Here is a 23,060-nt window from a genome sequence, read left to right as displayed (position 1 = left end):
GCCCGGCGGCCTGCGGTGTGCAGGGGCGGGATGCTCAGAACCATTCGACCGAGCCCGAGCCCGAGTCGGTGGCCACGGCCCGCGCTTCGGTGCCGGGGGCTGCCGCCGCAGGGGATTCGACGCGGGTGGCGGGTGCGGGAGCGGCCTCGCGCTGTTCGGCCCCGTCGGGCAGGCGGAAGGCGGCGAGCACCTCGGTCAGGCGCACCGAGTGCTGCGTCAGCTGCTCGGCGACGGCCTGCGTGCGCTCGGCCACCGCCACGTTCTGCCGCGTGATCTCGTCGAGCGCGCGCACCGACTCGTTGACTGCCTCGATGCTGGTCGCGTGCGCCTCGGTGTCCGACGACAGATGGCTGAACACGTCGCCGACCCGCTGCACCGTGCTGGTGAGCTGGCTCACCAGCGCGCCGATCGCCTCGGCCTGGCTGACGCCGCCCGAGATCGCGTTCAGCGTGCCGCCCAGCAGCTGCTTGATCTCGCGGGCCGACGACGAGGAGCGGGTCGCCAGGCGGCGCACCTCGGCGGCCACGACCGCGAACCCCCGCCCGGCGTCGCCGGCTCGGGCGGCCTCGACCGCGGCGTTCAGCGCCAGCAGATTGGTCTGGAAGGCGATCGACTCGATCGTGCCGACGATGTCGCCGACCTGGCGCGAGGCCTGATCGATCTCGCGCATCTGCTGCACCATGCGGCCCGTGTTCTGCTCGACCTGCCCGGCGAAGGCGGAGGCCTCCAGCGCGGTGGTGCGCGCGTCCATCGCCGCCTCGGCGTTCAGCCGCACGATCACGTTGATCTGGTCCAGGCACATCGCGGTGTCGCGCAGGCCGTTGGCGCTGTTTTCCGTGCGGCTCATCAGCTCGCTGCCGCTGGCGTCGAGCTCCCGTGACACCTGCTGCACGCCCCGGGTCGAGCGGGCGACCTGCAGCATCGCGGCGGCCATGCGGTCGTGGGTGTGCTTGAGCCGCGCGCCCAGCGTGGACTCCGGCTCGAGCACCTGGAGGTTCAGCCGGATCGGCCCCTCGCGCCCGATCGCCGCGATCAGGAAGGCCATGTCGAAGCGTTCGATGTCCTCGATGCGGATCCGGCGCGCGGCGGGCAGCAGGGCCGCCGTGAGCGCGGCCAGCAGCACGGCCAGGCCCCAGGACTCGAGGCCGGCCGTGGTGGCGCTGGCGGTGCCGGCCTGCAGCGCGCAGGCGAGCGACAGCGTGGCGCCCAGCACCAGCGTGTGGCGCCAGCGGCCCTGATGGGCGCTGCCGAACACCAGGGCGGCGAGCAGCGCGCCGGTCGTGGCCTGCAGGCCGGACTGGGTGATCAGCGCGATGCCGGCGGTCGCGGCCGCCAGCGTGGCCAGCCAGGCCGTGCGGACCGTGTCCTGCCGGCGGGCCCAGGGGCTGAGCCGCCACAGGGCGGGCAAGCCGGCCAAGGCGGTGACTGCCGTGCGGGCGAGCTCCTCCACGGAGGCGCCGTTGCCGGTCGCCAGCCCCACGGCCACGGTGGCCAGGGTGATGCCGGCGAGCCGGACCCCGGCCTCCTGGCCGGGCAATGACGGATGCTGTAGTGCTGATGCTGACATGCCCCACCCTGAGTTCTCTATGGACCGATGCCCGTCACGGTAGTGGTGCATCGAGGTACCTTCGTGGAAATAACGGGGCCTATCCCTGGCCATTTCGCTGAGGTCCTCACAGGGCCTCGGCCTAGAGTGCGCAGGTGTCCCCCGTCCGGCGCGTTTTGTCCGCGATCCGTCCATGAAGCGCATCCTCATCGTCGAAGACCAGATCGACAGCCGTGAACTCATCCGCATGACGCTGGAGCTCGGGACCTACGAGATCCACGAGGCGGTGGACGGCCCTGCCGCGCTGCAGACGGCCGCCCGGATCGTGCCCGACCTGGTGCTGCTCGACGTGCGCCTGCCCGGCGGGCTCGACGGCCTGTCGGTGTGCCGCCGGCTGCGAGCCGACGAGCGCCTGCGCCGCATGCGCATCGTGATGCTGACCTCGTGCGACCACGCCGCCGAGCGGGCCGAGGGCCTCGAGGCCGGCGCCGACGAGTACCTGGTCAAGCCCTTCGGGCCGCGCCAGCTGCTCCAGACGCTCGCGCGTTACGCCTGATCCGCGGGTCTGGCCAGCCAGGCCAGCACATGGGTGCGCAGCGGCGGCAGCGCATTGAAGACGCCGTAGAGCCCCGGGTGCAGGGCGCAGACGCGCCGGGCGATCGGCGGGGCCAGCGTCACCCGCGTGGCCTGCACCACGGCCTGCGGGAACAGCTCGCGCACCCGCCGCAGCGGCACGCCCCGCACGTCGCGGTTGTGCGGGTTGTCGACGGTGAAGTCGTACCAGAGCACCGCGCCGCCCGGCTTCAGCCAGCGCCACATCGCCCCGGCCAGCTGCCGCTGGAATCCGTCGTCGAGCAGCGACGAGAACACCGTCGCCTGGAAGACCAGGTCGCAGCTGCCGTCGGCGATCGGCGCGACGCTCGCGTCCCCGAGGTGCAGCGCCACCGATCCGGGCAGCACCTGGCGGGCCTGGGCGTGGCGCTCGGGCAGCAGCTCCAGCCCGGTCAGGTGCTCGGGCCGGAAACCCATGCGCAGGAACTCCAGCAGGTTGCCGCCGCTGCCGCAGCCCACCTCGACGACCCGGCGCTGCGCCAGGTCGGTCCAGCCCTGCCGGCGCAGCCGGCGCAGCAGGACGCGCTGGCGCTCCTGCACCGTCTGCCACACGTCGGGCTGCAGCAGGCTGTAGCGATCCAGCGGGCCGGGGGACGGCGCCCGCCGGGCGTAGCGCCGTTCGATCCTGAGGGTTTCCTCGTGCGGGGGGGCGGTGCGGGGCATGGCGGCGGCTCGGGTGCGGGCGGCGTCAACGGAGGGCGTGGCGTCGCATCCTGTCACATCCGCGCGGGCGCGGCGAGTGCCGGGGCCGGTCCGCAGGCGTCCAGGAAACGCTGCGCCAGCACCGGATAGGTGTGGCGGGCCAGCACGAAGGCCCGGCCGCGCTCGCCCATCTCCCGGCGCGTGCCGGGCGGCAGCGCGGCCAGCTGGCGCAGGCCGGCGGCGACCGCCTCGGGCGATTCAGGCGGCACGGTCAGTCCGCAGCCGGCTTCGGCCACCGGGTCGTTGCCCGCCTCCACCGAGTGCAGCACCACGCAGCGCGCCATCAGGTAGTCCATCAGCTTGTTGGGCGCGATGCCGAAGCGGTAGATCGGCACCCGCTGCCAGCCGATGTAGGCGATGTCGACCGCGGCCAGGAAGCTCGGGATCTGCGCCTTGGGGATCGGCGGCAGCAGCTGCACGTGCGCCAGCCCTTCGGTGGTGATGCGCTGCGCCAGGCGATCCCGCTCGTGGCCGCTGCCGACCATGACGATCGCCAGCGGCTCGTCGCGCAGCAGGCGGGCGGCGTCGAGCAGCGTGTCCAGCGCGTTGGGCCGGCCCATCGAGCCGGCGTAGCCGACGACGGTGGCGCCCCGTGCCCGGGCGGTGGCCACGGCCTGCGCCACGTCCTCGCGCAGCGGCGGCGGCTCGCCGCTCCACTCGTCGAGCGTGATGCCGTTGGGCACGATGTGCAGCTTCTTCAGGTCCAGCCCGCGGCTGGCCATGTAGTCGTGCACCTTGGGCAGCATCGAGATCACCACGTCGGCATCGCGGTAGGCGTCGTCCTCGGCCTTCTGCACCAGCTGGATGAAGGGGTGGCGCCGCGACATGCCCGACAGCTCGATCGGCGACAGCGGCCACAGGTCGTGCACCTCGAAGACCAGCGTCGCGCCGGTGCGCCGCGCGAGGCGCCGGGCCACCCAGATGTCCATCGGGTAGGTGCTCGAGGCGATCACCACGTCCGGCCTGCGGTGGGCGATCAGCGTGTCGGTGGCGCGCCAGACCTGGCTCAGGAAGGACCAGATGTTCTTCACCCGGCCCAGGCCGTTGCCCTCGTAGGGCGGGGTGGCGAACCAGCCGTAGTCGATGCCGTCGATGGCCTGCCAGCACGGGCCCGTCGCCCCGGCGGGCAGCTCGGGCTGGCGCGCCCGCACGTGCGAGTGTGCCGAGGCGATCATCTGCACCCGGTGGCCGGCACGCACCCACTCGCGCGCCAGGTAATAGGGCCGGTACTCCATGCCCAGCGTGGGCGAGCCGGCGTAGTGGTTCAGGTAGAGGATGTTCATCGGGCAGGCATCAGTTCGGACAGCCGCTGCAGCAGCCCGTCCACCGCCGGGGCGAACAGGCCGTGCCGCTGCACCCAGGCGCGGTTGGCGCGGCCGATCTCGCGGGCGCGTCCGGCCAGCGGGTCCAGGTCGGCGAGCGTGGGCAGGGTGTCGTCGGGCAGGATCAGGCCGTTGTCGCCCGGGCGCACCAGCTCGCGGTTGGCGGGCAGGTCCGACAGCAGCGGGATGCAGCCGTGCCCCAGCGCCTCGAGCACCGAGACCGACACCGAGTCGCTGGCCGGCAGGCTCAGGTACCAGGTGGCGCGGGCGTAGTGGCGGTCCTGCGCGGCGGCGTCCAGGCGGCCGACGAACTCGACCCGCCCCGCCAGCCCGAGCGCCGGCACCATCGCCTCGAGCGTGGCGCGCAGCGAGCCGTCGTGGGCCACCACCAGCTGCGCCTCGGGCTGCTCGCGGGCGATGGCCGCGAAGGCCTGCAGCACCCGCTCGGGCCGGTAGATCGGCTCCAGCCCGCGGTTGGCGAAGAAGCCCCAGGGGGCCTTGGCCGGCGAGGGCGGCGGCAGCTGCTCCAGGCCGAAGGGGAAGACCTGCACCTCGCCCGCGCCCAGGGCACGCATCTCGGCGGCCATGTGCGCGGAGTCGCTGGTCGTCAGCGCGCAGGCGCGCAGCACCCGCCGGGTCAGCCAGCGGTAGAGGCGGCTGTGGCGCGGGGTCACCAGGATGTCGCTGCCCCAGGCCGAGCCGACGATGCGCGCGCGCAGCCGCCAGCCCCGCTGCGCGCCCCAGGCCAGCGTGCCGTGCGAGGTCAGGTAGTGCGGGTGCAGCCAGTCGGCGTCGACCTGCTGCAGCCAGCGGCCCAGTTCGGGCAGCCGGGTGATCAGGCCGATGTTGCCCCCGCCGTGGCGCACGTCGGCGCCCAGCGCCAGGCGGCGCTCCGGCGGCACCAGCGCGTCGAAGCCGGGGGCGAAGCCCCGGCTGGAGACCGCCCACAGCTCGACCCGCGGCGCCAGCGCGCGCGCCCACTTCAGCAGGTGCGGGCTCTCGGCGTCGCCGATCAGCACATGGCGCCAGCGCCCCGGGCGGGAGGCCGCCTGGCTGGCCGCGCGCCGGGCGGCGGAGGGGGCGGGGCGGGACGGGATGTGCCGGTTCGGTCGGGCCATGGGGAGATCCGGGGTGGTGCGCGGGTCAGCGGCCGTCGGCGGGCGGACAGGCCCAGGCGTCGTAGTGCTCGCGCAGTTCGGGGTAACGCGCCAGCAGCTTCTCGTCGGTGCGGCGGCTGTCGCCGACGACCCGTGCGGGCACGCCCTCGAGGATGGCGAAGTCGGTGAACTCGCCCCGCACCTGGCTGCCGGCGCAGACGATGGTGCCGCGGCCCAGCCGGGTGTTGGCCTCGATCAGGCTGTGCGGGCCGATGAAGCTCCAGGCGCCGATGTGCACCGGGCCGGCGATCCAGCCCGGCCGCTGCGCACCCGGCTCGGCCAGCCAGGCCGGCATCGCGGCCGGCCAGCTCGTGAAGGCCCGCCCCAGCAGGCGCTGGGCGCGGTGCGAGCTGTGCGTGACGATGCTGACGTGGTTGGTGATCTGCACGCCTTCGCCGATCACGATGCCGCCGCTGGCCTCGATGAAGTTGAAGTGGCCGATGAAGACGTGGTCGTGCAGCGTCAGGCGCTCGGGCGACTCGATGCAGGTCGACGGCGAGATCCGGGTGTGGGGCAGCCAGTGTCCCTGCGAGGTCTCGCCGAACACCATGCGGAACATCCGGCGGTGCAGGCGACGGCGGCGCCAGCGGTTGAACGGACCACGCCAGCGCGAGAGGAACGGCAGCATCAAGGGGAGGACTCCGGAGTGGGGGCGGTCGGTGGATCGATCGGCTCGGTGCAGGGCCAGGTGGCCAGCCGCCAAAAATACCATCCGAAGTAGACCAGCATCGCCAGAGAAACGGCGCGGCCCGCGCCCTGCAGTCCGCCCAGGTGCAGGCCGAGCGCCAGCGCGCCGACGAAGGCCGCCTGGCCCCACAGCGCCAGCCGCAGCGCCCAGGCCTGCGCGCCCCAGGCCATCGTCACCACCGCCAGCGGCGCGGCGACGAAGTGGGCGCCGATGTAGGGCGCCAGCACCCGGGCGAGCTCACCCGCCTCGCGCCAGCCGGCGCCGAACAGCCGCTCGAACAGCCACGGCCCGGCGGCCGCCAGCACGATGGACAGCAGCAGGGCCAGCGCGCCCAGCAGGCCCATCACGCGCCGCACCGCCGCCCGCGCGGCCGGGGTCGGCCCCGGTCCCCGGGCGGCCAGCTGCGGGTAGAGCACCTGCGAGACCGCGCTGCCCACCAGCGTCGCGGGCGCTTTCAGGTAACGCAGCGCCAGGCCCCAGAACCCGGCGGCGGCCGGCCCCAGCGTCGCGGCGATCAGCGCCAGCGAGGCGGTGTCCTGCAGCGCGCCGAGGAAGGCGTGGGGCGTGTTGAGCAGCGGGAATTCGCGGAACTGCCAGGCCGTGGTCCGCAGCGTGGGGACCGGCGCGGCCGGGGTGGCGGGGGGGCCGGCCGACACGGGGGCGGCCGGCCGGGCCCGTCCACCGGCCCACAGCAGCAGCACGGCCAGCCCCTGGGCGGCGATCGGCGCGACCACCAGCCCGAGCACCCCGCCGTGCAGCGCGCCGGCCACCGCCTGCGCCAGCGCCGCGCCGCCGTACTGCAGCACCCGCGCCACGGCCAGCGCCTGGAAGCGCCCGGCCCGGGTGGCCCACATCGTGGCCAGCGACAGCGCCCCGCCGACGGCCACCGCCGGCCCCAGCCACAGCGCCCAGCCCAGCCCGCTCCACCACGCCCAGCCCAGCCCGCCCAGCGCCGACAGGCCGGCCGCCAGGCCGAGCAGCCGCCCGCACAGCCGCCGCAGCAGGGTCGCCTCGGCCGGCGTGCGCGCCAGCGGCAGCGCGAACTCGTAGCGCCCGCAGGCGACCACGGCCAGGTTGCCCGCCACCGCGGCGAACAGGTGGAAGGCGCCGAACTCCTGCGGCGCATACAGCCGGGTCAGCAGCGGGCCCAGCAGCAGCGGCAGCGCCTGCGCCAGCGCGCCGCCGGCCAGCAGCGTCAGCGTGGCCCGCAGCAACTCAGGCGCCTGCGCCGTGGGAGGGCAGCGTGGCCAGCGCCTCGGCCAGCACGGCGACGACCCGGTCCTGGTCCGCGTCCGACAGGTCCGGGCTCATCGGCAGGCTCATCACCCGTGCCGCCGCCGCCACGCTGTTCGGGCAGCAGTCGGGGCAGCAGAACGCGGCGTAGGCGCCCTGGTGGTGCAGCGGCTTGGGGTAATGCACGGCGGTCGGGACGCCCGCGGCCTGCAGCGCCGCCTGCACCGCGGCGCGCTGCGGCACGAACACGGTGTACTGGCCCCAGACGCTGTCGCGGTCCGGCCGCACGCTGAGCAGGCCGAAGCCGGGGTGGCGCTCGGCCAGCGGCGCGAGCAACTGGTGGTACCGCGCGCCCAGTTCGCGGCGGCGCTGCAGCTCCCAGTCGAAGCGCGGCAGCTTGGCCAGCACGACCGCGCACTGGATCGTGTCCATGCGCCCGCCCAGGCCGACGCGGGTGTGGGTGTAGCGCGCGCTCTGGCCGTGCACGCGGATCTCGCGCGCGGCCTGCGCGAGCGCATCGTCGTCGGTGAACAGCGCGCCGCCGTCGCCGTAGCAGCCCAGCGGCTTGCTCGGGAAGAAGCTGGTGCAGCCGAAGGTCGACAGGTGGGCGCTGTGGCCGCCGCGGTAGGTGGCGCCGAAGCTCTGCGCGGCATCCTCGATCACCGGCAGGCCGTGGCGGGCGGCGATGGCGTTGATCCCGTCCATGTCGGCGACCTGGCCGTAGAGGCTCACCGGCATGATCGCGCGGGTCCTGGGCGTGATCGCGGCCTCGATCCGCGTCACGTCGATGTTGCAGGTGTCGGGCTCGATGTCGACGAACACCGGCCGCGCGCCCAGCAGCGCGATGACCTCGGCGGTGGCCGCGAAGGTGAACGGCGTGGTGATGACCTCGTCGCCCGGCTTCAGGTCGAGCGCCATCAGCGCGATCAGCAGCGCCTCGGTGCCGCTGGAGACGGTGACGCAGTGCCTGGCGCCGACCCGCTCGGCCAGCACGGCCTCCAGCTGCCTGACCTCGGGGCCCATGATGTACTGGCCGTGATCGAGCACGCGCTGGATCGCCGCGTCGATGTCGGTCTTCAGTGCGGCGTACTGGACTTTGAGGTCGATGAATTGCATGCCGGGATTGTTGCAGACCGCCGCGGCGGGCCCGGCCCGCCGTCAGGCGTAATCGACCCAGACCGCGCCCGCGTCGGCCGAACGCACGCAGTGCTCGACCCAGCGCACGCCTTCGACGCCGGCGTCGATGCCGGGGTAGTGGAGGGCAGCGAGCGCGGCGGTGTCACCGCGGTCGCTGGCGACCATGGCCCGGGCGTAGCGCACGTAGAGGTTGGACCAGGCCTCGAACAGGCCCTCGGGGTGGCCGCCGCCGATGCGGTCGTCGGCCAGCGCGTGCGGGTGCAGGTAGCCCATGCCGCGCTCCAGCACCTGCAGCGGTTTGCCCTGCACCTCGAAGCTCATCTGGTTGGGCCGTTCGTCCCACCACTCGAGGCTGGCCTTGCTGCCGATCACGCGGATCTTCTGGCCATGCATGGAGCCGGCGTTGACCGCGCAGGACCACACGCAGCCGACCGCGCCGCTGTCGTATTCCATGAGGGTGAAGGCGTTGTCTTCCAGCGGCGCGCGGCTTTTCACGAAGCTCTGGCGCGAGCACATCAGGCGCCTGATCTTCAGCTGCGGCAGCATGACCTCGCTCAGGTACAGCGGGTGGGTGCCGATGTCGCCCAGCACGTAGCTGGGGCCGGCCATCTTCGGGTCCACGCGCCATTTCGTGGCGGGGTTGGCGGCCTCGACCGCCTCGTTGTGGAAGCCGTGCGCGAACTGCATCTGCACGATGCGGATCTCGCCCAGCTCGCCGGCCGCGATCATCTCGCGCGCCTGCTCGATCAGCTGATGGCCGGCGTAGCCGTAGGTCACGCCGACCACGCGGCGCTTTGCCTCGGCCAGCTCGCGCAGTTCCTCGGCCTCGGCGGTGGTGAAGCACAGCGGCTTCTCGCAGACCACGTGCAGGCCGGCTTCGAGCGCGGCCTTGCAGATGGCGAAGTGCGTGCCGTTGGGCGTGGCGATGGACACGGCCTGCAGGCCGTCGGGGCGCTGCGCTTCGGCGGCGAACATCGCCTGGTAGTCTGCGTAGCAGCGCTCGGCCGCCACGCCGATGCCGGTGCCGAAGGCGCGGCCGCGCTCGGCGTCGAGGTCGAACGCGCCGGCGACGAGGGTGAACACGCCGTCGCGCAGCGCGGCCGAGCGGTGGATGTAGCCGATCTGGCTGCCGCGGCCGCCGCCGACCATGCCCCAGCGGATGGGGGCGGGCACGAGGTTTTCTCCGTTGATCATGATGAAGTGCTTTCCGAGGATGAAGGGCGGGTCCGGTGCCGGGGTTCAGACGAAGCCGACGCCGCGCAGGAAGTCGCGGCTGGCCTGGACGTCGGCCAGCACCGAGCCGGTGTTGCGCGGGTCGCGCTCCTGCTCGACGGTGATGTAGCCCTGGTAGCCGATGTCGGTGAGGGCCTGGCGGATGCCGTCGTAGTCCAGCACGCCGCGGCCGATCGGGCACATCACGCCCTCGCCGCAAGCGGCGAAGAAGCGGATGCGTTTGGCGAGCACGGCATCGAACACGTCGGCGTCGATGTCCTTGAAGTGCACGTAGTCGATGCGGTGGGCGTACTGGCGCAGCGTGGCCACCGGGTCCATGCCGGCGTAGTGGGTGTGGCCGGTGTCGATGCACAGGCCCGCGACGGCGGCCGGGATGTCGGCCACGATCTGCGCGACCTCGTCGGCGAACTCGATGTGGCCGCCCGCGTGCGGGTGGATCACGGTGCGCACGCCGTAGGTCTGCCACGACAGCTCGGCAATCTCGGTGATGTGGCCGACCATGGTCTGCCAGTCGGCGGCCGGCAGGCGCACCGCGCGGTCGCCGTGGCCGGCGGCGTAGTCGCGCGCCACGTGGCGCTGATCGCTGCCCCAGTCGATCACGACCAGGTAGGGTGCCTCGAAGCGCTGGCCGGCCTCTGTGGGCAGCGGCGGCAGCTGGCGCAGCAGGGCGCAGATCTGATGCGTCTGGCGCAGCAGGGACTCGCGGTTGGCGGGGCTGACCAGGTCGTCGAAGATGGTGCCGGCCACCACGCGCAGGCCGTTCGTATCCAGCTCGGCCGAGACGGTGGCCACGTCCAGCGGCAGGTAGCCGTAGGGGCCGAGCTCGATGCCGCGGTAGCCGGCGCTGGCGGCCTCGCGCAGCACCGTGGTCCAGGGCGGCAGGTGCGGGTTCTTGGGGTCGTCGACGCCCCAGCTGCAGGGGGCTCCGGTGATGTGGATGGCCATGGTGGCGGGTCTTTCGGTCGCGGATGGACGGGCTGCCGCGCACCCGCCGCGCAGGGGCGGTGGGTGGGCGTGGTGGGGTGAGGTCGGGGGCGTTCAGCGCGCGGGCAGGGGCGCGCTCATGGACGAGGTGAGCGGCGTGAAGGGTGACGCGTCCGGACGCCTGCTCAGCGGGCGCAGGCGTGCCGCTCGAGGAGGCGCTGGATCTCGCAGCGCATGAAGCGGCTGGAGTCGGCGGCGCGCTCCTCCCAGGCGAACACGCAGGACGACATCACCCCGTCGAAGCCCACCTCGGCCAGCGTGCTGAAGAACAGGTCCCAGTCGATCTCGCCCTGGCCCATGTCCAGGTGCTGGTGCACCCGGATCTGCGTGGAGCCCGGCGGGTTGACGATGTAGCGCAGCTGGCTGCTCTTCTTGTGGTCGAAGGTGTCGGCCACGCGCACGTGGGCCAGCACCGGGGCCGCTTCCTTGATCATCGCGGCCATGTCGTCGCCGTAGTAGAAGGTGTGCGGGGCGATGTAGCTGAGCTTGAGTGCCTTGGAGCCGATGTTCTTGACGATGTCGGCCGCCGGCTGCATCGTCTCGATCCAGTCCTCCGGGTGCGGCTCCACGCTCAGCGTGATGCCCTCGCGCTCGAGGATGGGCAGCAGCTCGTCCATCGAGCGGAACCAGGCGGCTTCGCACATCTCCTTGGTGTTGGCACCGGGGCGCTCGCCGACCGAGCGCTCGGGGGAGGCCCCCCGGCCGAACTCGGAGATCATCAGCGGGCAGTCCATCTCCACCGAGACCTCGATGGCCTTCTTCCAGCAGCGCACGGCCCAGGTCCGCTCGTCCTCGAAGGGGCTGGCCCAGCGGTACATGGGCTGCAGCGTGGCCAGGCCCACGCCGGCCGAGCGCAGGGCGGACTTGAAGGCGGCCATGCGCTCCCGGGTGGCGCGTGGCATGACCCACCAGTCCAGGAAGTCCGACCGGGGAGAAAGCTCGATCTGGTCGTAGCCGAGATCGGCCACCACGGCGGGCAGCTCGGTCAACGGCAGGTGGCGGATCATGTACGGGTCCAGCGCGATCTTCATGTGCGGGTGTCTCCAGTGGGCGGATGGGGCGTCTGCGCGCCTCGGGAAATCGTGGGCTATCAATGTTCTTGATAGATCCGGCCTGACGGACGCTGGCCGTTCCCTTTCGAAATCGTTCGATGGATTATTGGTTTGTGGCTGATCAGGGTCAATCCACGGGGTGAATCGCCTATCACCTCTATCATGTGGATCCACCATTCCTGATAGATCCATCATGAAGCCGCCCAAGCCGACGGAACCCACCATGGCCGACGTGGCCCAGGCCGCGGGCGTGGGCGTGGCCACGGTGGACCGGGTGATCAACCGCCGTGCGCCGGTGCGCGCCGAGACGGCGCGGCGTGTGCTCGAGGCCGCGCAGGCGCTGGGTTTCCGCCGCACCGGCCTGATCCAGCGCCGCCTGGGCGAACCGACCCGCCCACCCGTCCTGGGCGTGCTGCTGCAGACCGAACGCTCCCCCTTCTACCGGGAGCTGGCCGAGGCCTTGCGCGCGGCGGTGCGGGTGCTGCCCGAGCCGCCGCCGGAGCTGCTCATCGTGCACCTGGGCGACCTGACCCCGCGCAGCGTCGCGCACCACCTCGCCGCGCTCGGGCAGCGCTGCGACGCGGTGGCGCTGGTCGCCGCCGAGCACCCGCAGATCACGCAGGCCGTCGAGGCGGTGAGCGCCGACGGGGTGCCGGTGTTCGCGCTGGTGTCCGACCTGAGCTCACCCGCGCTGGCCGCCTACGTGGGCGTGGACAACCGCAAGATGGGCCGCATGGCGGCGTGGACGATGGCGCACCTGAGCCGGGGCCCCGGCAAGGTGGGGCTGATCCTGGGCAGCCACCGCTACCTGTGCCAGGAGCAGTGCGAGATCGGCTTCCGCTCCTACCTGCGCGAGCATGCCCCCAACTTCCACCTGCTGGAGACGCTGGTGAGCCTGGAGGACGTGCAGGTCGCGCAGACGGCGGTGCTCGAGCTGCTGCACCAGCACCCGGACCTGGTCGGCATCTACATCGCCGGCGGGGGCATCGAGGGGGTGCTCGAAGGCCTGACGGCCGGCCTGCCGCCGCGCCTGGTCACGGTCTGCCACGACCTGACCGACGTGACCCGTCAGGCCCTGCTCGACGGCCACGTCAGCATGGTGCTGTCCCATCCGCGCGAGGGCATGGCCCGCCGGCTGATCGAGCTCATGGGCGCCGCCGTGCGCGGCCCGCACCCGCCGCAGGGCCGGGCCCTGCCGCCGCTGCCCTTCGACATCCACACCGTGGCCAACGTCTGACCGGCTCAGGCCGGCGCCAGCACCCGGTTGTAGATCAGGAACACCTCGTCACGCTGCCAGCCCAGCGATTCGTACAGGCGCTGCGCCGGCAGGTTGCTCTTGGCGGTGGTCAGGTCCAGCCGGGCCTTGCCCTGGCGACGGGCCTCGTGCTCGGCGGCCCGCATCAGCGCCCGCGCGGCGCCGAGTCCGCGGGCCTCGGGCACGACGAACAGGTCGTAGAGCGCCAGGACGGGCTCGGCGATCACCGAGCAGAAGGTCGGATAGCACTGGCACAGGCCGATCGCCTGCACGGCCTGCGCCGGGCCGGTCTCGGCGATCAGCAGCAGCGATTCGTGGCGCTCCAGCCGCTCGGTCAGGAAACGGGCCGCCCGCTCCAGGTCGGCGGGCTGCTCGTAGAAGCGCCGGTAGGCGTCGAACAGCGGCGCCAGCACGGCCACGTCCGGCAGGCCGGCGCGGCGGATGCGCACCGGCGGTTGCCCGTCGTCGCCCACGTCGCCCACGTCGTCGTCGTTCACGCCGGTGCTCCGGGCGTTCGCAGCGTGGGGTGGTCCATGGCGCCATCGCCGTAGCTGCGCAGCACCTTGGCGATCACCACCTGGTAGCCGTTCAGCCAGCGCTCCTGGCTGGCCTTGGCCTGCAGGTGGCGCGGGTGGCGGATCAGCTCCTGCAGGCCGAGCTCGTCGGACCAGTAGTAGACATTGCAGATCCGGCCGGTCCCGGGGTTCTCCCACGACTCCTCGCCGAGGTAGCCGGTGCTGAGCCGGGCCGCGGCGGCGATCTCGAGGTCCAGGGCGTGGAACTCCGGGTCGAACTGCTTCTTGTCGAAGATGAAGGTGGCGCTGTACATGCGGGGCGTTCTCCGGGGTCTAGGCGGTGGGTGTGGCGCTGTCCATCACCCGGGTCACGACCTCGCCGCGCAGCCGGTAGCGCTCGCCGGTGGCCGGGCAGGTGGCTTCGCCTTCGCCGCGCAGGGCCAGGCCGAGCCGCTCGCCGTGGCGGCTCATCCAGCCGATGCGCCGCGCTGGCACCCCGACCATCAGCGCGTAGTCGGGCACGTCGCGGTTGACCACGGTGCCCGCGCCGATGAAGGCGTACTGCCCGACGGTGGTGCCGCAGACGATGGTGCAGTTGGCCCCCAGCGTCGCACCCTGGCGGATGAGCGTGCGCAGGTACTCGTTCCTGCGCGAGACCGCGGCCCGCGGGTTGTAGACGTTGGTGAACACCACGCTCGGGCCGCAGAACACGTCGTCCTCGAGCGTGACCGCGTCGTAGACCGAGACGTTGTTCTGGATCTTCACGCCGTGGCCGATCTCGACGTCGTTGCCGACGAAGACGTTCTGGCCCAGCGAGCAGCCTTCGCCGATGCGCGCTCCGCCGCAGACGTGGCTGAAGTGCCAGACCTTGCTGCCCGCGCCGATCTGCGCGCCGGCGTCGATGATGGCGGATTCATGCTGCCAGGCGGGGGAGGGGCTGCTCATGTCGGGGCTCCGGTCAGGGGTCGGGGTCTCAGAACACCAGCGGCAGGCCGACGCGCACGCCGTCGCGCGCCGAGCGGTAGCCGGCGATCAGCACCTCCAGCGAGCGCAGGCCGCTGTAGCCGTCGACCTCGGCGTGGGCCTCGCCGCGCAGCGTGTCGATGACGTTGGCGTAGTACAGCGGGTGGCCGAAGCCGTAGACCGAGGTGGTCGCGTAGCTGGCGGCCTTGATCTGCTCGTCCTCGGGCGTGGGCTGGTCGAACTCCCAGTGCTGGATGTCGTTGACCGCCACGCCGCCGATGCGCACCGTGCCGCGCTCGCCGAGCACGGTGATCGAGCCTTCGAGGTTCTTCGGGTAGGTCAGCATCGTCACGTTGATGCTGGCCAGCCCGCCCGCGCGCAGGCGCAGGCTCATCACGCCCGAGTCCTCGGCCTCGATGTCGCGGCCCTGCGTGGCGGTGTAGGCGTGCACGTTGTCGACCGGGCCGACCAGCCAGTCGACCATGTCGACGTAGTGGCTGGCCTGGTTCATGAAGGCGCCGCCGTCCATGTCCCAGCGGCCGCGCCACGGTGCCTCGTCGTAGTAGCTCTGCGGGCGGGTCCAGAAGACGTTGACCGTGACCATGTGGATGCGGCCGAAGCGCTTCTGGTCGATCGCCTTCTTCAGCAGCTGCATCGTCGCGTTCAGGCGGTTCTGCTTGACGACGAAGAGCTTGACGCCGGCGTCGCGGCACTCGCGCACCATCGCCATGCCTTCGTCCCACTTGGTGGCCATCGGTTTTTCGCTCAGCACGTGGCGCCCGGCGCGTGCCACCCGCACCGCCTGCTGCGAGTGCAGGCCGCTGGGGGTGGTCAGCACGACGATGTCGGCGTCGCTGCCGGCGAGCAGCGTGTCCAGCGAGGTGTAGGCCTGCGCGCCGCAGGCGGCCGCCGCGGCCTGCGCCCGCTCGGGCACGGTGTCGCAGACGGCGACCAGCTCGGCGCGGTCGGCGTGCTGCTGCAGCGAGGCGAAGTGGTTCTTCGCGATGCGTCCGCAGCCCGCCAGGGCGAAGCGGATCCTGCGATCTGTGATGGGGTGCTGCGGAGCGCTCATGGGGAATATCCGGGGCCGGCCAAGCCGACGATTCTAGAACTGCGCTCCCGCGGCGCCGGGCGACCCGTCCCGACAGCCTAAAATTGCGGCAGACCTCACGAGCACAAGATGACCAACGCCCCCACCCCCCACGCCGCCCCTGCCGTCGACGACAACCAGCTGATGGCCGAACGCCGCGAGAAGCTGGCCGCCATCCGCACCCAGGGCGTCGCCTTCCCGAACGACTTCAAGCCGCGTGACCACGCGGTCGACCTGCACCGCGTGCACGAGCCCAGGGACAACGAGGCGCTCGAGGCCGCTCCGGTGACGGCCTGCGTGGCCGGCCGCATGATGCTCAAGCGGGTGATGGGCAAGGCCTGCTTCGCGACGCTGCAGGACGCTTCGGGCCGCATCCAGCTCTACGTCACCCAGGACAACGTCGGGGCCGACAAGCTGGCCGCGTTCAAGCACTGGGACCTGGGCGACATCCTGGGCGCCGAAGGCACGCTGTTCCGCACCAAGACCGGCGAGCTGTCGATCAAGGTGACGACGATCCGCCTGCTGACCAAGGCGCTGCGTCCGCTGCCCGACAAGTTCCACGGCATGACCGACCAGGAGCAGAAGTACCGCCAGCGCTACGTCGACCTGATCACCGACGAGTCGGCCCGCGACCGGTTCCGTGCGCGCAGCAAGGCGGTCTCGAGCATCCGCCAGTTCATGATCGAGCACCACTTCCTGGAAGTGGAGACGCCGATGCTGCACCCGATCCCGGGCGGCGCCAACGCCAAGCCCTTCATCACGCACCACAACGCGCTGGACCAGGAGATGTTCCTGCGCATCGCGCCTGAGCTCTATCTCAAGCGCCTGGTGGTGGGCGGCTTCGAGCGCGTGTTCGAGATCAACCGCAACTTCCGCAACGAAGGCATCTCGGTTCGGCACAACCCCGAATTCACGATGATGGAGTTCTACGCGGCCTACTGGAACCACCACGACCTGATGGACTTCACCGAGCAGCTGCTGCGCCACGCGGCCCGCTCGGCGACCGGTTCGGCCCGCCTGAGCTATGCCGGCAAGGACGTGCACCTCGACGAGCCTTTCGCCCGCCTGTCGGTGCGTGACTCGCTGGTGGTGCATGCCGGCCTGAGCCCGGAGCAGGCCGACTCGGCCGACGCCGTGCACGCCCGCCTCAAGGAGCTGGGCGAGGAGCCGCCCAAGCACTGGAAGCTGGCCCAGCTGCAGTTCGGCCTGTTCGAGGCGGTGGTCGAGGAGAAGCTCTGGCAGCCGACCTTCATCATCGACTACCCCGTCGAGGTCAGCCCGCTGGCGCGTGCGTCCGACAGCAACCCGGCGATCACCGAACGCTTCGAGCTCTTCATCACCGGCCGCGAGTTCGGCAACGGCTTCTCGGAGCTCAACGACGCCGAGGACCAGGCCGCCCGCTTCCACAGCCAGGTGGCCAACAAGGATGCCGGCGACGAGGAGGCGATGTTCTTCGACGCCGACTTCATCCGTGCGCTCGAGTACGGCATGCCCCCGACGGGCGGCTGCGGCATCGGCATCGACCGCCTGATGATGCTGCTGACCGACTCGCCCAGCATCCGCGACGTGATCCTGTTCCCGGCGCTGCGCCGCGAGGGCTGAGCACGGTCACGGCCCCCGTCGATCGACGGGGGCGCCGCCGGCTCGCACCGGCTTCGCTCGAAAACCCTGTCGCCCCGCGACCCGCACGCGGTGTACGTTCGCAGTCACGCGAATGAATGAATGAAGTCGGGGGTGAATCATGCGCACAGGCAGGATGGCGGGAGTGGTCGAGGCGGAGGATGGGCAGACGGACCGGCTGGAGCGCATCGAGGCGGCGCTGTGGTCCGAACTGGCCCGCGCGGCCGTGCAGCCGGCCCATGAATGGCAGCACCTGACGCTGGCCACCCAGGACGACGAACACGGCCCCGACGCCCGCACGGTGGTGCTGCGCGAGGTCCAGGTCGATCGCCATGAGCTGATGTTCTACAGCGACACCCGGGCCAGCAAGATCGACCAGCTGCGCCGCCAGCCCGTGGCGATGGTGGTGTGCTGGTCGCGTGCGCTGAGCTGGCAGCTGCGCCTGCGCTGCCGCCTCCAGGTGGCCACCGACGGCCTGCATGTCACGGCCCGCTGGGCCCGCCTGCGCCACAGCCCGTCGGCGCAGGACTACCTGGCCCCGAGGGCGCCCGGCACCGTGCTGCTCGAGGGGTCGCAGGGCCACGCCACGCCGGGCCGGGAGTGCCTGGGCGAGCGGCGCACCCGCCAGCACTTCGCGGTGCTGACGGCCCAGGTCGAGTCGGTCGACTGGCTGGAGCTGCGTCCCGAGGGCCACCGCCGGGCGCGCTTCGACGCCGGAGGGGCCCGCTGGATCTCGCCCTGATCGGGCTTGTGGCGGTTTTGTGCGGCCGCGGGCGGCTGCGGCGACAATGTGCCCAGCTCGGCCGTTGCGGCCGGTGACGTCGGCCGGGGTCGCGGGCAGCCTGTCCCGGTCCGGCCACGCACCGGCGGGCAGTGGCTGTCATCGACCCCCAGCCTGAAAACACCTCGCCGTGTCCGCCTTGACCCCCTCCTACCGTGTTGCCGAACCGCTCAACCCCGTCGCGACGAAGCTCTGTTACGCCGGGCTGATCCCCTTCGTCGGCGGGGCCTTCCTGTCGCTGGTGGTCTGGGACGACGTGCATCCCTACGTGGTGCTGATGCTGGCCGGTTATGCCGCGGTGATCCTCTCCTTCCTGGGTGGCATCCACTGGGGCATGGGCATGAAGGGCACGGTGCCGTCGCCGGCGCCGTTCGCCTGGGCCGCGGTCGTGTCCTGCCTGGCCTGGATCGCGGTGGTGATGCCCGCCCATGCCGGCCTGGTGATCGACGGCCTGCTGCTGGTGGGCTGCTACCTCTTCGACCGCCGGACCTATCCGGGCTACGGGCTGTCGAACTGGCTGACGATGCGTTTCCGCCTGACGGCCATCGCGACCCTGAGCTGTTTCCTCGCCGCCGCCCGGACCTGAGCCCATGGTCCGCTACCACCTCGAGATCGTCGACCTGCAGGCGCACCTGCTGCGCGTGACGCTGACGCTGGACTCGCCGGCCGCCCTGCAGCGCCTGTCGCTGCCGGTGTGGATCCCGGGCAGCTACCTGGTGCGCGAGTTCGGCCGGCACCTGCAGTCGCTGCAGGCCTGGCAGGACCACCACGAGGTGCCGCTGACCCAGCTCGACAAGACCACCTGGCAGGCCGGCTGCACCGACGCCCGACCGCTGACGGTCAGCTGCCTGGTCTATGCCTTCGACGCCTCGGTGCGCACCGCGTGGCTCGACCGCCAGCGGGGTTTCCTCAACGGCACCAGCACCTTCCTGCGCTGCGAGGGCCACGAGCACCGGCCGCAGCGGCTGACGCTGGGCCCCTTGCCTGAAGGCTGGCAGGTGGCCACCGGGCTGCCGGCCGCCGCCGAGGGCGGCTGGCTGGCGCCGGACTACGACGCGCTGATCGACCACCCGATCGAGCTCGGTCCGTTCTGGCGTGGCGAGTTCGTCGCCGGTGGCGTGCCGCACGAGCTGGTCGTCGCCGGGGCGCTGCCCAGCTTCGACGGCGAGCGCCTGCTCGAGGACACCCGCCGCCTCTGCGAGGCGCAGATCCGCTTCTGGCATGGCGAAGGGCGGCCGCCCTTCGAGCGTTACGTGTTCATGCTCAACGCGGTCGACGACGGCTATGGCGGGCTGGAGCACCGCAACAGCACCGCGCTGATCGCCGGGCGCCGCGACCTGCCGCGCCGGGGCCAGCCGCCGGGGGCGGGCAGCGACGGCTACGTCACGCTGCTCGGGCTGATCAGCCACGAGTACTTCCACACCTGGAACGTCAAGCGCCTCAAGCCGCGCGAGTTCGTTCCCTACGACCTCACGCGCGAGAACCACACCGAGCTGCTGTGGTTCTTCGAGGGCTTCACCAGCTACTACGACGACCAGTTCCTGGTGCGCACCGGGCTGATCGACGAGGCGCGTTACCTGAAGCTGCTCACCCGCACGATCAACCAGGTGCTGGGCACGCCCGGGCGCCATGTCCAGAGCCTGGCCCGCGCCAGCTGGGACGCCTGGGTCAAGTACTACCGCCCCGACGAGAACACCGTCAACGCGACGGTCAGCTACTACACCAAGGGCGCGCTGGTCGCGCTGGCGCTGGACCTGAGCCTGCGCGAGGCGGGCACCGGCACGCTCGACGACGTCATGCACCTGCTGTGGCAGCGCAGCGCCCCGGCCGGGCAGCCGGACCACGCCGGCGACCGCGGCATCGACGAGGCCGACATCGTCGCGGCCGTGCGGTCGGTGGCGCCGGGGGTGGCCGAGATGCTGCCGGCCTGGGTGCATGGCACCGACGACCTGCCGCTCGAGCGCCTGCTGGCGACCATGGGCGTGGCCTGGAGCCGCGAGGCGCCCACGCTGGCCCATCGCCTCGGCGCGCGGGTGCAGGACAGCCTCAAGGTGCAGTCGGTGCTGCGTGGCGGGGCGGCCGAGCAGGCCGGCCTGGCCGCCGGGGACGAGCTGATCGCGCTGAACCAGTGGCGCCTGGGCAAGCTCGACGACCTGCCGCTCTACGGCGCCTTCGAGCAGGCGGCCGAGCTGCTGGTCAGCCGGGACCGCCGGCTGCTGAACCTGACGCTGCCCGCCGTCACGGCGCTCGAGGGCGCCGTCGCGCTGGGCGTGGGCGCCTCCACCGAGGCCCGGACCCGCGACCGCACCGCCTGGCTGCGTCCGGCCGTGGCCGATCCGGCCTGATGCGCTGATCCCGGTGTCGCGGCGTCACCCGCTGTCCGTGTCGTGCGGCTCGGCCGCATGCTGAGCCGGCGGCGCCGTGCCGGCGCGCTGGTGGCGCTGCTGCTGGCGGTGCTCGCCGGCCATGCGCTGGTGATGGCCTGGCTCGAGCGCCAGGTCGAGGGCCTGGACCCCCAGCCCGCCATCGAGCGCATGAGCGTCAGCTACACCCGCCTGCTGCAGCCCGCGGCACCACCCCAGGCTCCCCGGCCGGGGCCGCCGCCTCGCTCCCGCTCGGCCCCGCCGGCCGTGGCGGGTGCCGAAGCCGCCGCCTCGGGCGTGGACGAGGCCGCGTCGGCGCCCGAGCCGGCCTCCGCGCCGCAGAGGGCTGACGCCGCCGCTGCGGTGGTGGCGGGCGCCTCGGCCCCGCCGGCCGTCGACCTGCTGCCCGGGGCGGCCGCCAGCGCAGTGCCGCTGCCGGTGGCCGAGGCCGCGTCCGGTCGCCCGGCGGCGGTCGTGGCATCGGCATCGGCGGCATCGGGCGGGCCGGCGGTGGTCTGGCCCCGTTCGTCGCGGGTGCGCTACGACCTGCAGGGCTGGTACCGCGGTGATGTGCAGGGCAGTGCCCAGGTCGAGTGGCTGCGTGAGGGCGAGCGTTACCAGGTGCACCTCGAGGTCGCGATCGGCCCGTCGATCGCGCCGCTGGTGACGCGGCGCATGAGCAGCGAAGGCCGACTGGGCGAACAGGGGCTCGAGCCGCAGCGCTACGAGCAGCACACGCGCCAGATCATCGGGGCCGACAAGCGGGTGCGCATGAGCTTCGATGCCGACGGCGTGCGCCTGGCCAACGGCGACCGGGTGGCGACGATGGCCGATGTGCAGGACACCGCCAGCCAGTTCATCCAGATGATCTTCCTGTTCACCACCCGGCCGGAGCTGGCCCGGGCCGGGCAGCGCATCGAGTTCGGCCTGGCGCTGCCGCACAAGCTCGAGCGCTGGGTCTACGATGTCGGCCAGCGCGAGCGCCTGGAGACGCCGGTCGGCGGGCTGGACACGGTGCACGTGCGTCCCCGCCGCGTGCAGGTGAAAGGCGCGCTGTCGGCCGAGATCTGGTATGCCCCGTCGCTGCAGTGGCTGCCGGTGCGCATCCGCATCCAGCAGGACGAGGACACCTGGGCCGATCTGCGCCTGGCGGCCGCGCCGGAGCAGGGCGGGCCCTGAGGCGCACTGTCGCGCAGGTGCCAGCCTGGCGTCATGCCCTCTGCGTACAGTCGATGGATTCCCAAGGAGACCCCCGCATGAGCACCCCCTACGAGAACATCCTGGTCGAGACCCGCGCCGGCACCGGCGAGGGCGCGCTGAGCTACGGCTGGATCACGCTGAACCGCCCGAAGGCGCTGAACGCGCTCAACGACGCGCTGATGGACGAGCTGGGCGCGGCGCTGCGGGCCTTCGACGCCGACGACGGCATCGCCTGCATCGTCGTCACCGGCAGCGAGAAGGCCTTTGCCGCCGGGGCCGACATCTCGATGATGTCGACCTTCGATTACGCCCAGGCCTACCGGGGCAACCTGATCTCGCGCAACTGGGACACGCTGCGCGAGGTGCGCAAGCCGGTGATCGCCGCGGTGGCCGGTTTTGCGCTGGGCGGAGGCTGCGAGCTGGCGATGACCTGCGACCTGATCATCGCCGCCGACAGCGCGAAGTTCGGCCAGCCCGAGATCAAGCTGGGCATCATCCCCGGCGCGGGCGGCACGCAGCGCCTGCCACGCTCGGTGGGCAAGAGCAAGGCGATGGACCTGGCGCTGACCGCCCGCATGATGGATGCGGCCGAGGCCGAGCGCAGCGGGCTGGTCTCGCGCGTGGTGCCGGCGGCCGAGCTGCAGGCCGAGGCCGACAAGGCGGCCCAGGCGATGTGCGGCTTCTCGCTGATCGCGCTGATGGCGGCCAAGGAGAGCGTCAACCGCGCCTACGAGGCGCCGCTGACCGAAGGCCTGCTGTTCGAGCGCCGTGCCTTCCACGCCCTGTTCGCCACCGACGACCAGAAGGAAGGCATGCAGGCCTTCCTGCAGAAGCGCGCCCCGAAGTTCACGCACCGCTGAACCGGGAGCCTCAGGACTTCGAGGCGAGCCGCTTCTCGATCTCGGCGGCGGGGATCGCCCCCGGGGCCCGCGAGCCGTCCTCGAACACGATCGCCGGCGTGCCGGTGACCTTGTACTTGCGGGCCAGGGCGCTGTTGCGCTCGATCGCCGAGGCGTCGCACTGGCCCATCACCCGCGGCGGCGTGGTGTTGTCGACCATCCAGTTGCGCCAGGCGGCGGTGTTGTCGCGGGCGCACCAGATCGACTTCGACTTGTCGGGCGAGTCGCCGCCGAGGATGGGGATCACGAAGGTGTAGACCGTCACGTCCCGGACGTTGAGCAGGTCCTTCTCCAGGCGCTTGCAGTAGCCGCAGTTCGGATCGGCGAACACCGCGATGCGGCGCTTGCCGTTGCCGTTCTTCCAGACGATGGCGTCCTTCAGCGGCAGGTCGGAGAAGTCGATCGCGGTCAGCTTGTCGATGCGCTCCTCGGTCAGGTTGCGCCGGGTCGTCGTCTCGATCAGCGAGCCCTGCAGCAGGAACTGTCCGCGTGCGTCGCTGTAGACCAGGTCGGTGCCCATGCGGACCTCCCAGACGCCGGTCATCGGTGTCGGGCGGACCTCGTCGATGCGCGGCAGCTGCGGGAAGCGCTCCTGCAGCGTGCGACGGATGGTCGCTTCGTCGGCCACGGCGGCGCCGGTGGCGACGGTGAGCAGGGCGGCGGTGAGGGCGTGACGCAGCAGCATCGGGGAATCCTTGGGGGTCGGGG

23 protein-coding genes are annotated in these 23,060 nt (G+C 72.1%); 8 read left to right on the top strand and 15 right to left on the bottom strand.

Annotated features, from left to right (window positions below; genetic code table 11):
• Positions 1–34 precede the first annotated feature (34 nt).
• On the bottom strand, positions 35–1,537 hold the full coding sequence (locus C7444_RS16945) for a methyl-accepting chemotaxis protein (protein ID WP_146219425.1): 1,503 nt from the start codon (positions 1,535–1,537) through the stop codon (positions 35–37).
• Positions 1,538–1,739: 202 nt separating this feature from the next.
• Here C7444_RS16945 and C7444_RS16940 point away from each other — a divergent pair, with 202 nt between their 5' ends.
• Positions 1,740–2,102 (top strand): response regulator, encoded by a 363-nt coding sequence (locus C7444_RS16940; RefSeq protein WP_110402060.1) that lies wholly within the window; start codon positions 1,740–1,742, stop codon positions 2,100–2,102.
• On the opposite strand, the gene C7444_RS16935 is transcribed toward C7444_RS16940, so the two are convergent.
• From C7444_RS16935 to C7444_RS16895, 9 genes are all read right to left on the bottom strand, one after another.
• The gene (locus tag C7444_RS16935; protein ID WP_110402034.1) at positions 2,093–2,821 is read right to left on the bottom strand and encodes a class I SAM-dependent methyltransferase; all 729 of its coding nucleotides are present in this window, start codon (positions 2,819–2,821) and stop codon (positions 2,093–2,095) included. The two genes, C7444_RS16940 and C7444_RS16935, sit on opposite strands and share 10 nt — an antisense overlap.
• Before the next feature lie 53 nt (positions 2,822–2,874).
• Positions 2,875–4,143 carry a glycosyltransferase family 4 protein gene (locus tag C7444_RS16930; RefSeq protein WP_110402033.1) on the bottom strand — a complete coding sequence of 423 codons (1,269 nt, stop codon included), beginning with the start codon at positions 4,141–4,143 and terminating at the stop codon, positions 2,875–2,877.
• Complete coding sequence (locus C7444_RS16925) at positions 4,140–5,300, bottom strand: glycosyltransferase (protein WP_110402032.1); 1,161 nt, start codon at positions 5,298–5,300, stop codon at positions 4,140–4,142. The genes C7444_RS16930 and C7444_RS16925 overlap by 4 nt, the downstream gene beginning before the upstream one ends.
• A gap of 25 nt (positions 5,301–5,325) precedes the next feature.
• Positions 5,326–5,967, bottom strand: a complete 642-nt coding sequence (locus C7444_RS16920; RefSeq protein ID WP_245909613.1) for an acyltransferase — start codon at positions 5,965–5,967, stop codon at positions 5,326–5,328.
• Positions 5,967–7,241, bottom strand: a complete 1,275-nt coding sequence (locus tag C7444_RS16915; protein WP_245909612.1) for an oligosaccharide flippase family protein — start codon at positions 7,239–7,241, stop codon at positions 5,967–5,969. The genes C7444_RS16920 and C7444_RS16915 overlap by 1 nt, the downstream gene beginning before the upstream one ends.
• 1 nt (position 7,242) lies before the next feature.
• Positions 7,243–8,376, bottom strand: coding sequence for a DegT/DnrJ/EryC1/StrS family aminotransferase (locus tag C7444_RS16910; protein ID WP_110402031.1), 1,134 nt, complete (start codon positions 8,374–8,376; stop codon positions 7,243–7,245).
• A 42-nt stretch (positions 8,377–8,418) separates the two neighbouring features.
• Positions 8,419–9,591 carry a Gfo/Idh/MocA family protein gene (locus tag C7444_RS16905; RefSeq protein WP_110402030.1) on the bottom strand — a complete coding sequence of 391 codons (1,173 nt, stop codon included), beginning with the start codon at positions 9,589–9,591 and terminating at the stop codon, positions 8,419–8,421.
• Positions 9,592–9,636: 45 nt separating this feature from the next.
• Positions 9,637–10,575: a sugar phosphate isomerase/epimerase family protein gene (locus C7444_RS16900; protein WP_110402029.1), complete on the bottom strand. Its 939-nt coding sequence runs from the start codon at positions 10,573–10,575 to the stop codon at positions 9,637–9,639.
• 164 nt (positions 10,576–10,739) lie between these two features.
• On the bottom strand, positions 10,740–11,645 hold the full coding sequence (locus C7444_RS16895) for a sugar phosphate isomerase/epimerase family protein (RefSeq protein WP_110402028.1): 906 nt from the start codon (positions 11,643–11,645) through the stop codon (positions 10,740–10,742).
• A 214-nt stretch (positions 11,646–11,859) separates the two neighbouring features.
• On the opposite strand from C7444_RS16895, the gene C7444_RS16890 reads away from it, so the two are divergent.
• Complete coding sequence (locus tag C7444_RS16890; protein ID WP_110402027.1) at positions 11,860–12,903, top strand: LacI family DNA-binding transcriptional regulator; 1,044 nt, start codon at positions 11,860–11,862, stop codon at positions 12,901–12,903.
• A 5-nt stretch (positions 12,904–12,908) separates the two neighbouring features.
• On the opposite strand, the gene C7444_RS16885 is transcribed toward C7444_RS16890, so the two are convergent.
• Genes C7444_RS16885 through C7444_RS16870 form a run of 4 tightly spaced genes read right to left on the bottom strand, consistent with a single transcriptional unit; the run spans position 12,909 to position 15,471 of the window.
• Complete coding sequence (locus C7444_RS16885; protein ID WP_375136941.1) at positions 12,909–13,418, bottom strand: GNAT family N-acetyltransferase; 510 nt, start codon at positions 13,416–13,418, stop codon at positions 12,909–12,911.
• Positions 13,415–13,750: an antibiotic biosynthesis monooxygenase gene (locus C7444_RS16880; protein ID WP_110402026.1), complete on the bottom strand. Its 336-nt coding sequence runs from the start codon at positions 13,748–13,750 to the stop codon at positions 13,415–13,417. Before C7444_RS16880 ends, C7444_RS16885 begins: the two co-directional genes overlap by 4 nt.
• Before the next feature lie 19 nt (positions 13,751–13,769).
• A complete protein-coding gene (locus C7444_RS16875) occupies positions 13,770–14,381 on the bottom strand; it encodes an acyltransferase (protein ID WP_110402025.1) in 612 nt (203 codons plus the stop codon).
• 28 nt (positions 14,382–14,409) lie between these two features.
• Entirely contained in the window at positions 14,410–15,471 is a 1,062-nt protein-coding gene (locus C7444_RS16870) for a Gfo/Idh/MocA family protein (RefSeq protein WP_110402024.1), read from the bottom strand.
• A 108-nt stretch (positions 15,472–15,579) separates the two neighbouring features.
• On the opposite strand from C7444_RS16870, the gene lysS reads away from it, so the two are divergent.
• The 6 genes from lysS to C7444_RS16840 all read left to right on the top strand — a co-directional run bounded on the left by lysS (position 15,580) and on the right by C7444_RS16840 (position 22,313).
• Positions 15,580–17,091: a lysine--tRNA ligase gene (gene lysS, locus C7444_RS16865; RefSeq protein ID WP_110402023.1), complete on the top strand. Its 1,512-nt coding sequence runs from the start codon at positions 15,580–15,582 to the stop codon at positions 17,089–17,091.
• Positions 17,092–17,230: 139 nt separating this feature from the next.
• Entirely contained in the window at positions 17,231–17,851 is a 621-nt protein-coding gene (locus tag C7444_RS16860; RefSeq protein WP_245909611.1) for a pyridoxamine 5'-phosphate oxidase family protein, read from the top strand.
• Between the two features lie 169 nt (positions 17,852–18,020).
• Complete coding sequence (locus C7444_RS16855; protein ID WP_245909610.1) at positions 18,021–18,476, top strand: DUF3429 domain-containing protein; 456 nt, start codon at positions 18,021–18,023, stop codon at positions 18,474–18,476.
• 4 nt (positions 18,477–18,480) lie between these two features.
• Complete coding sequence (locus tag C7444_RS16850; protein WP_110402020.1) at positions 18,481–20,235, top strand: M61 family metallopeptidase; 1,755 nt, start codon at positions 18,481–18,483, stop codon at positions 20,233–20,235.
• Between the two features lie 57 nt (positions 20,236–20,292).
• Positions 20,293–21,432: a DUF3108 domain-containing protein gene (locus C7444_RS16845; protein WP_170130786.1), complete on the top strand. Its 1,140-nt coding sequence runs from the start codon at positions 20,293–20,295 to the stop codon at positions 21,430–21,432.
• A gap of 77 nt (positions 21,433–21,509) precedes the next feature.
• Positions 21,510–22,313, top strand: a complete 804-nt coding sequence (locus tag C7444_RS16840) for an enoyl-CoA hydratase (RefSeq protein WP_110402018.1) — start codon at positions 21,510–21,512, stop codon at positions 22,311–22,313.
• A gap of 10 nt (positions 22,314–22,323) precedes the next feature.
• On the opposite strand, the gene C7444_RS16835 is transcribed toward C7444_RS16840, so the two are convergent.
• Positions 22,324–23,037 carry a DsbC family protein gene (locus C7444_RS16835; RefSeq protein ID WP_110402017.1) on the bottom strand — a complete coding sequence of 238 codons (714 nt, stop codon included), beginning with the start codon at positions 23,035–23,037 and terminating at the stop codon, positions 22,324–22,326.
• Positions 23,038–23,060 lie beyond the last annotated feature (23 nt).

It is taken from the genome of Sphaerotilus hippei (assembly GCF_003201595.1).
Taxonomy (GTDB): Bacteria; Pseudomonadota; Gammaproteobacteria; order Burkholderiales; family Burkholderiaceae_C; genus Sphaerotilus; species Sphaerotilus hippei.
Note: the sequence above shows the minus strand (reverse complement) of the source record. Positions and strands in the feature narration are given on the sequence as shown.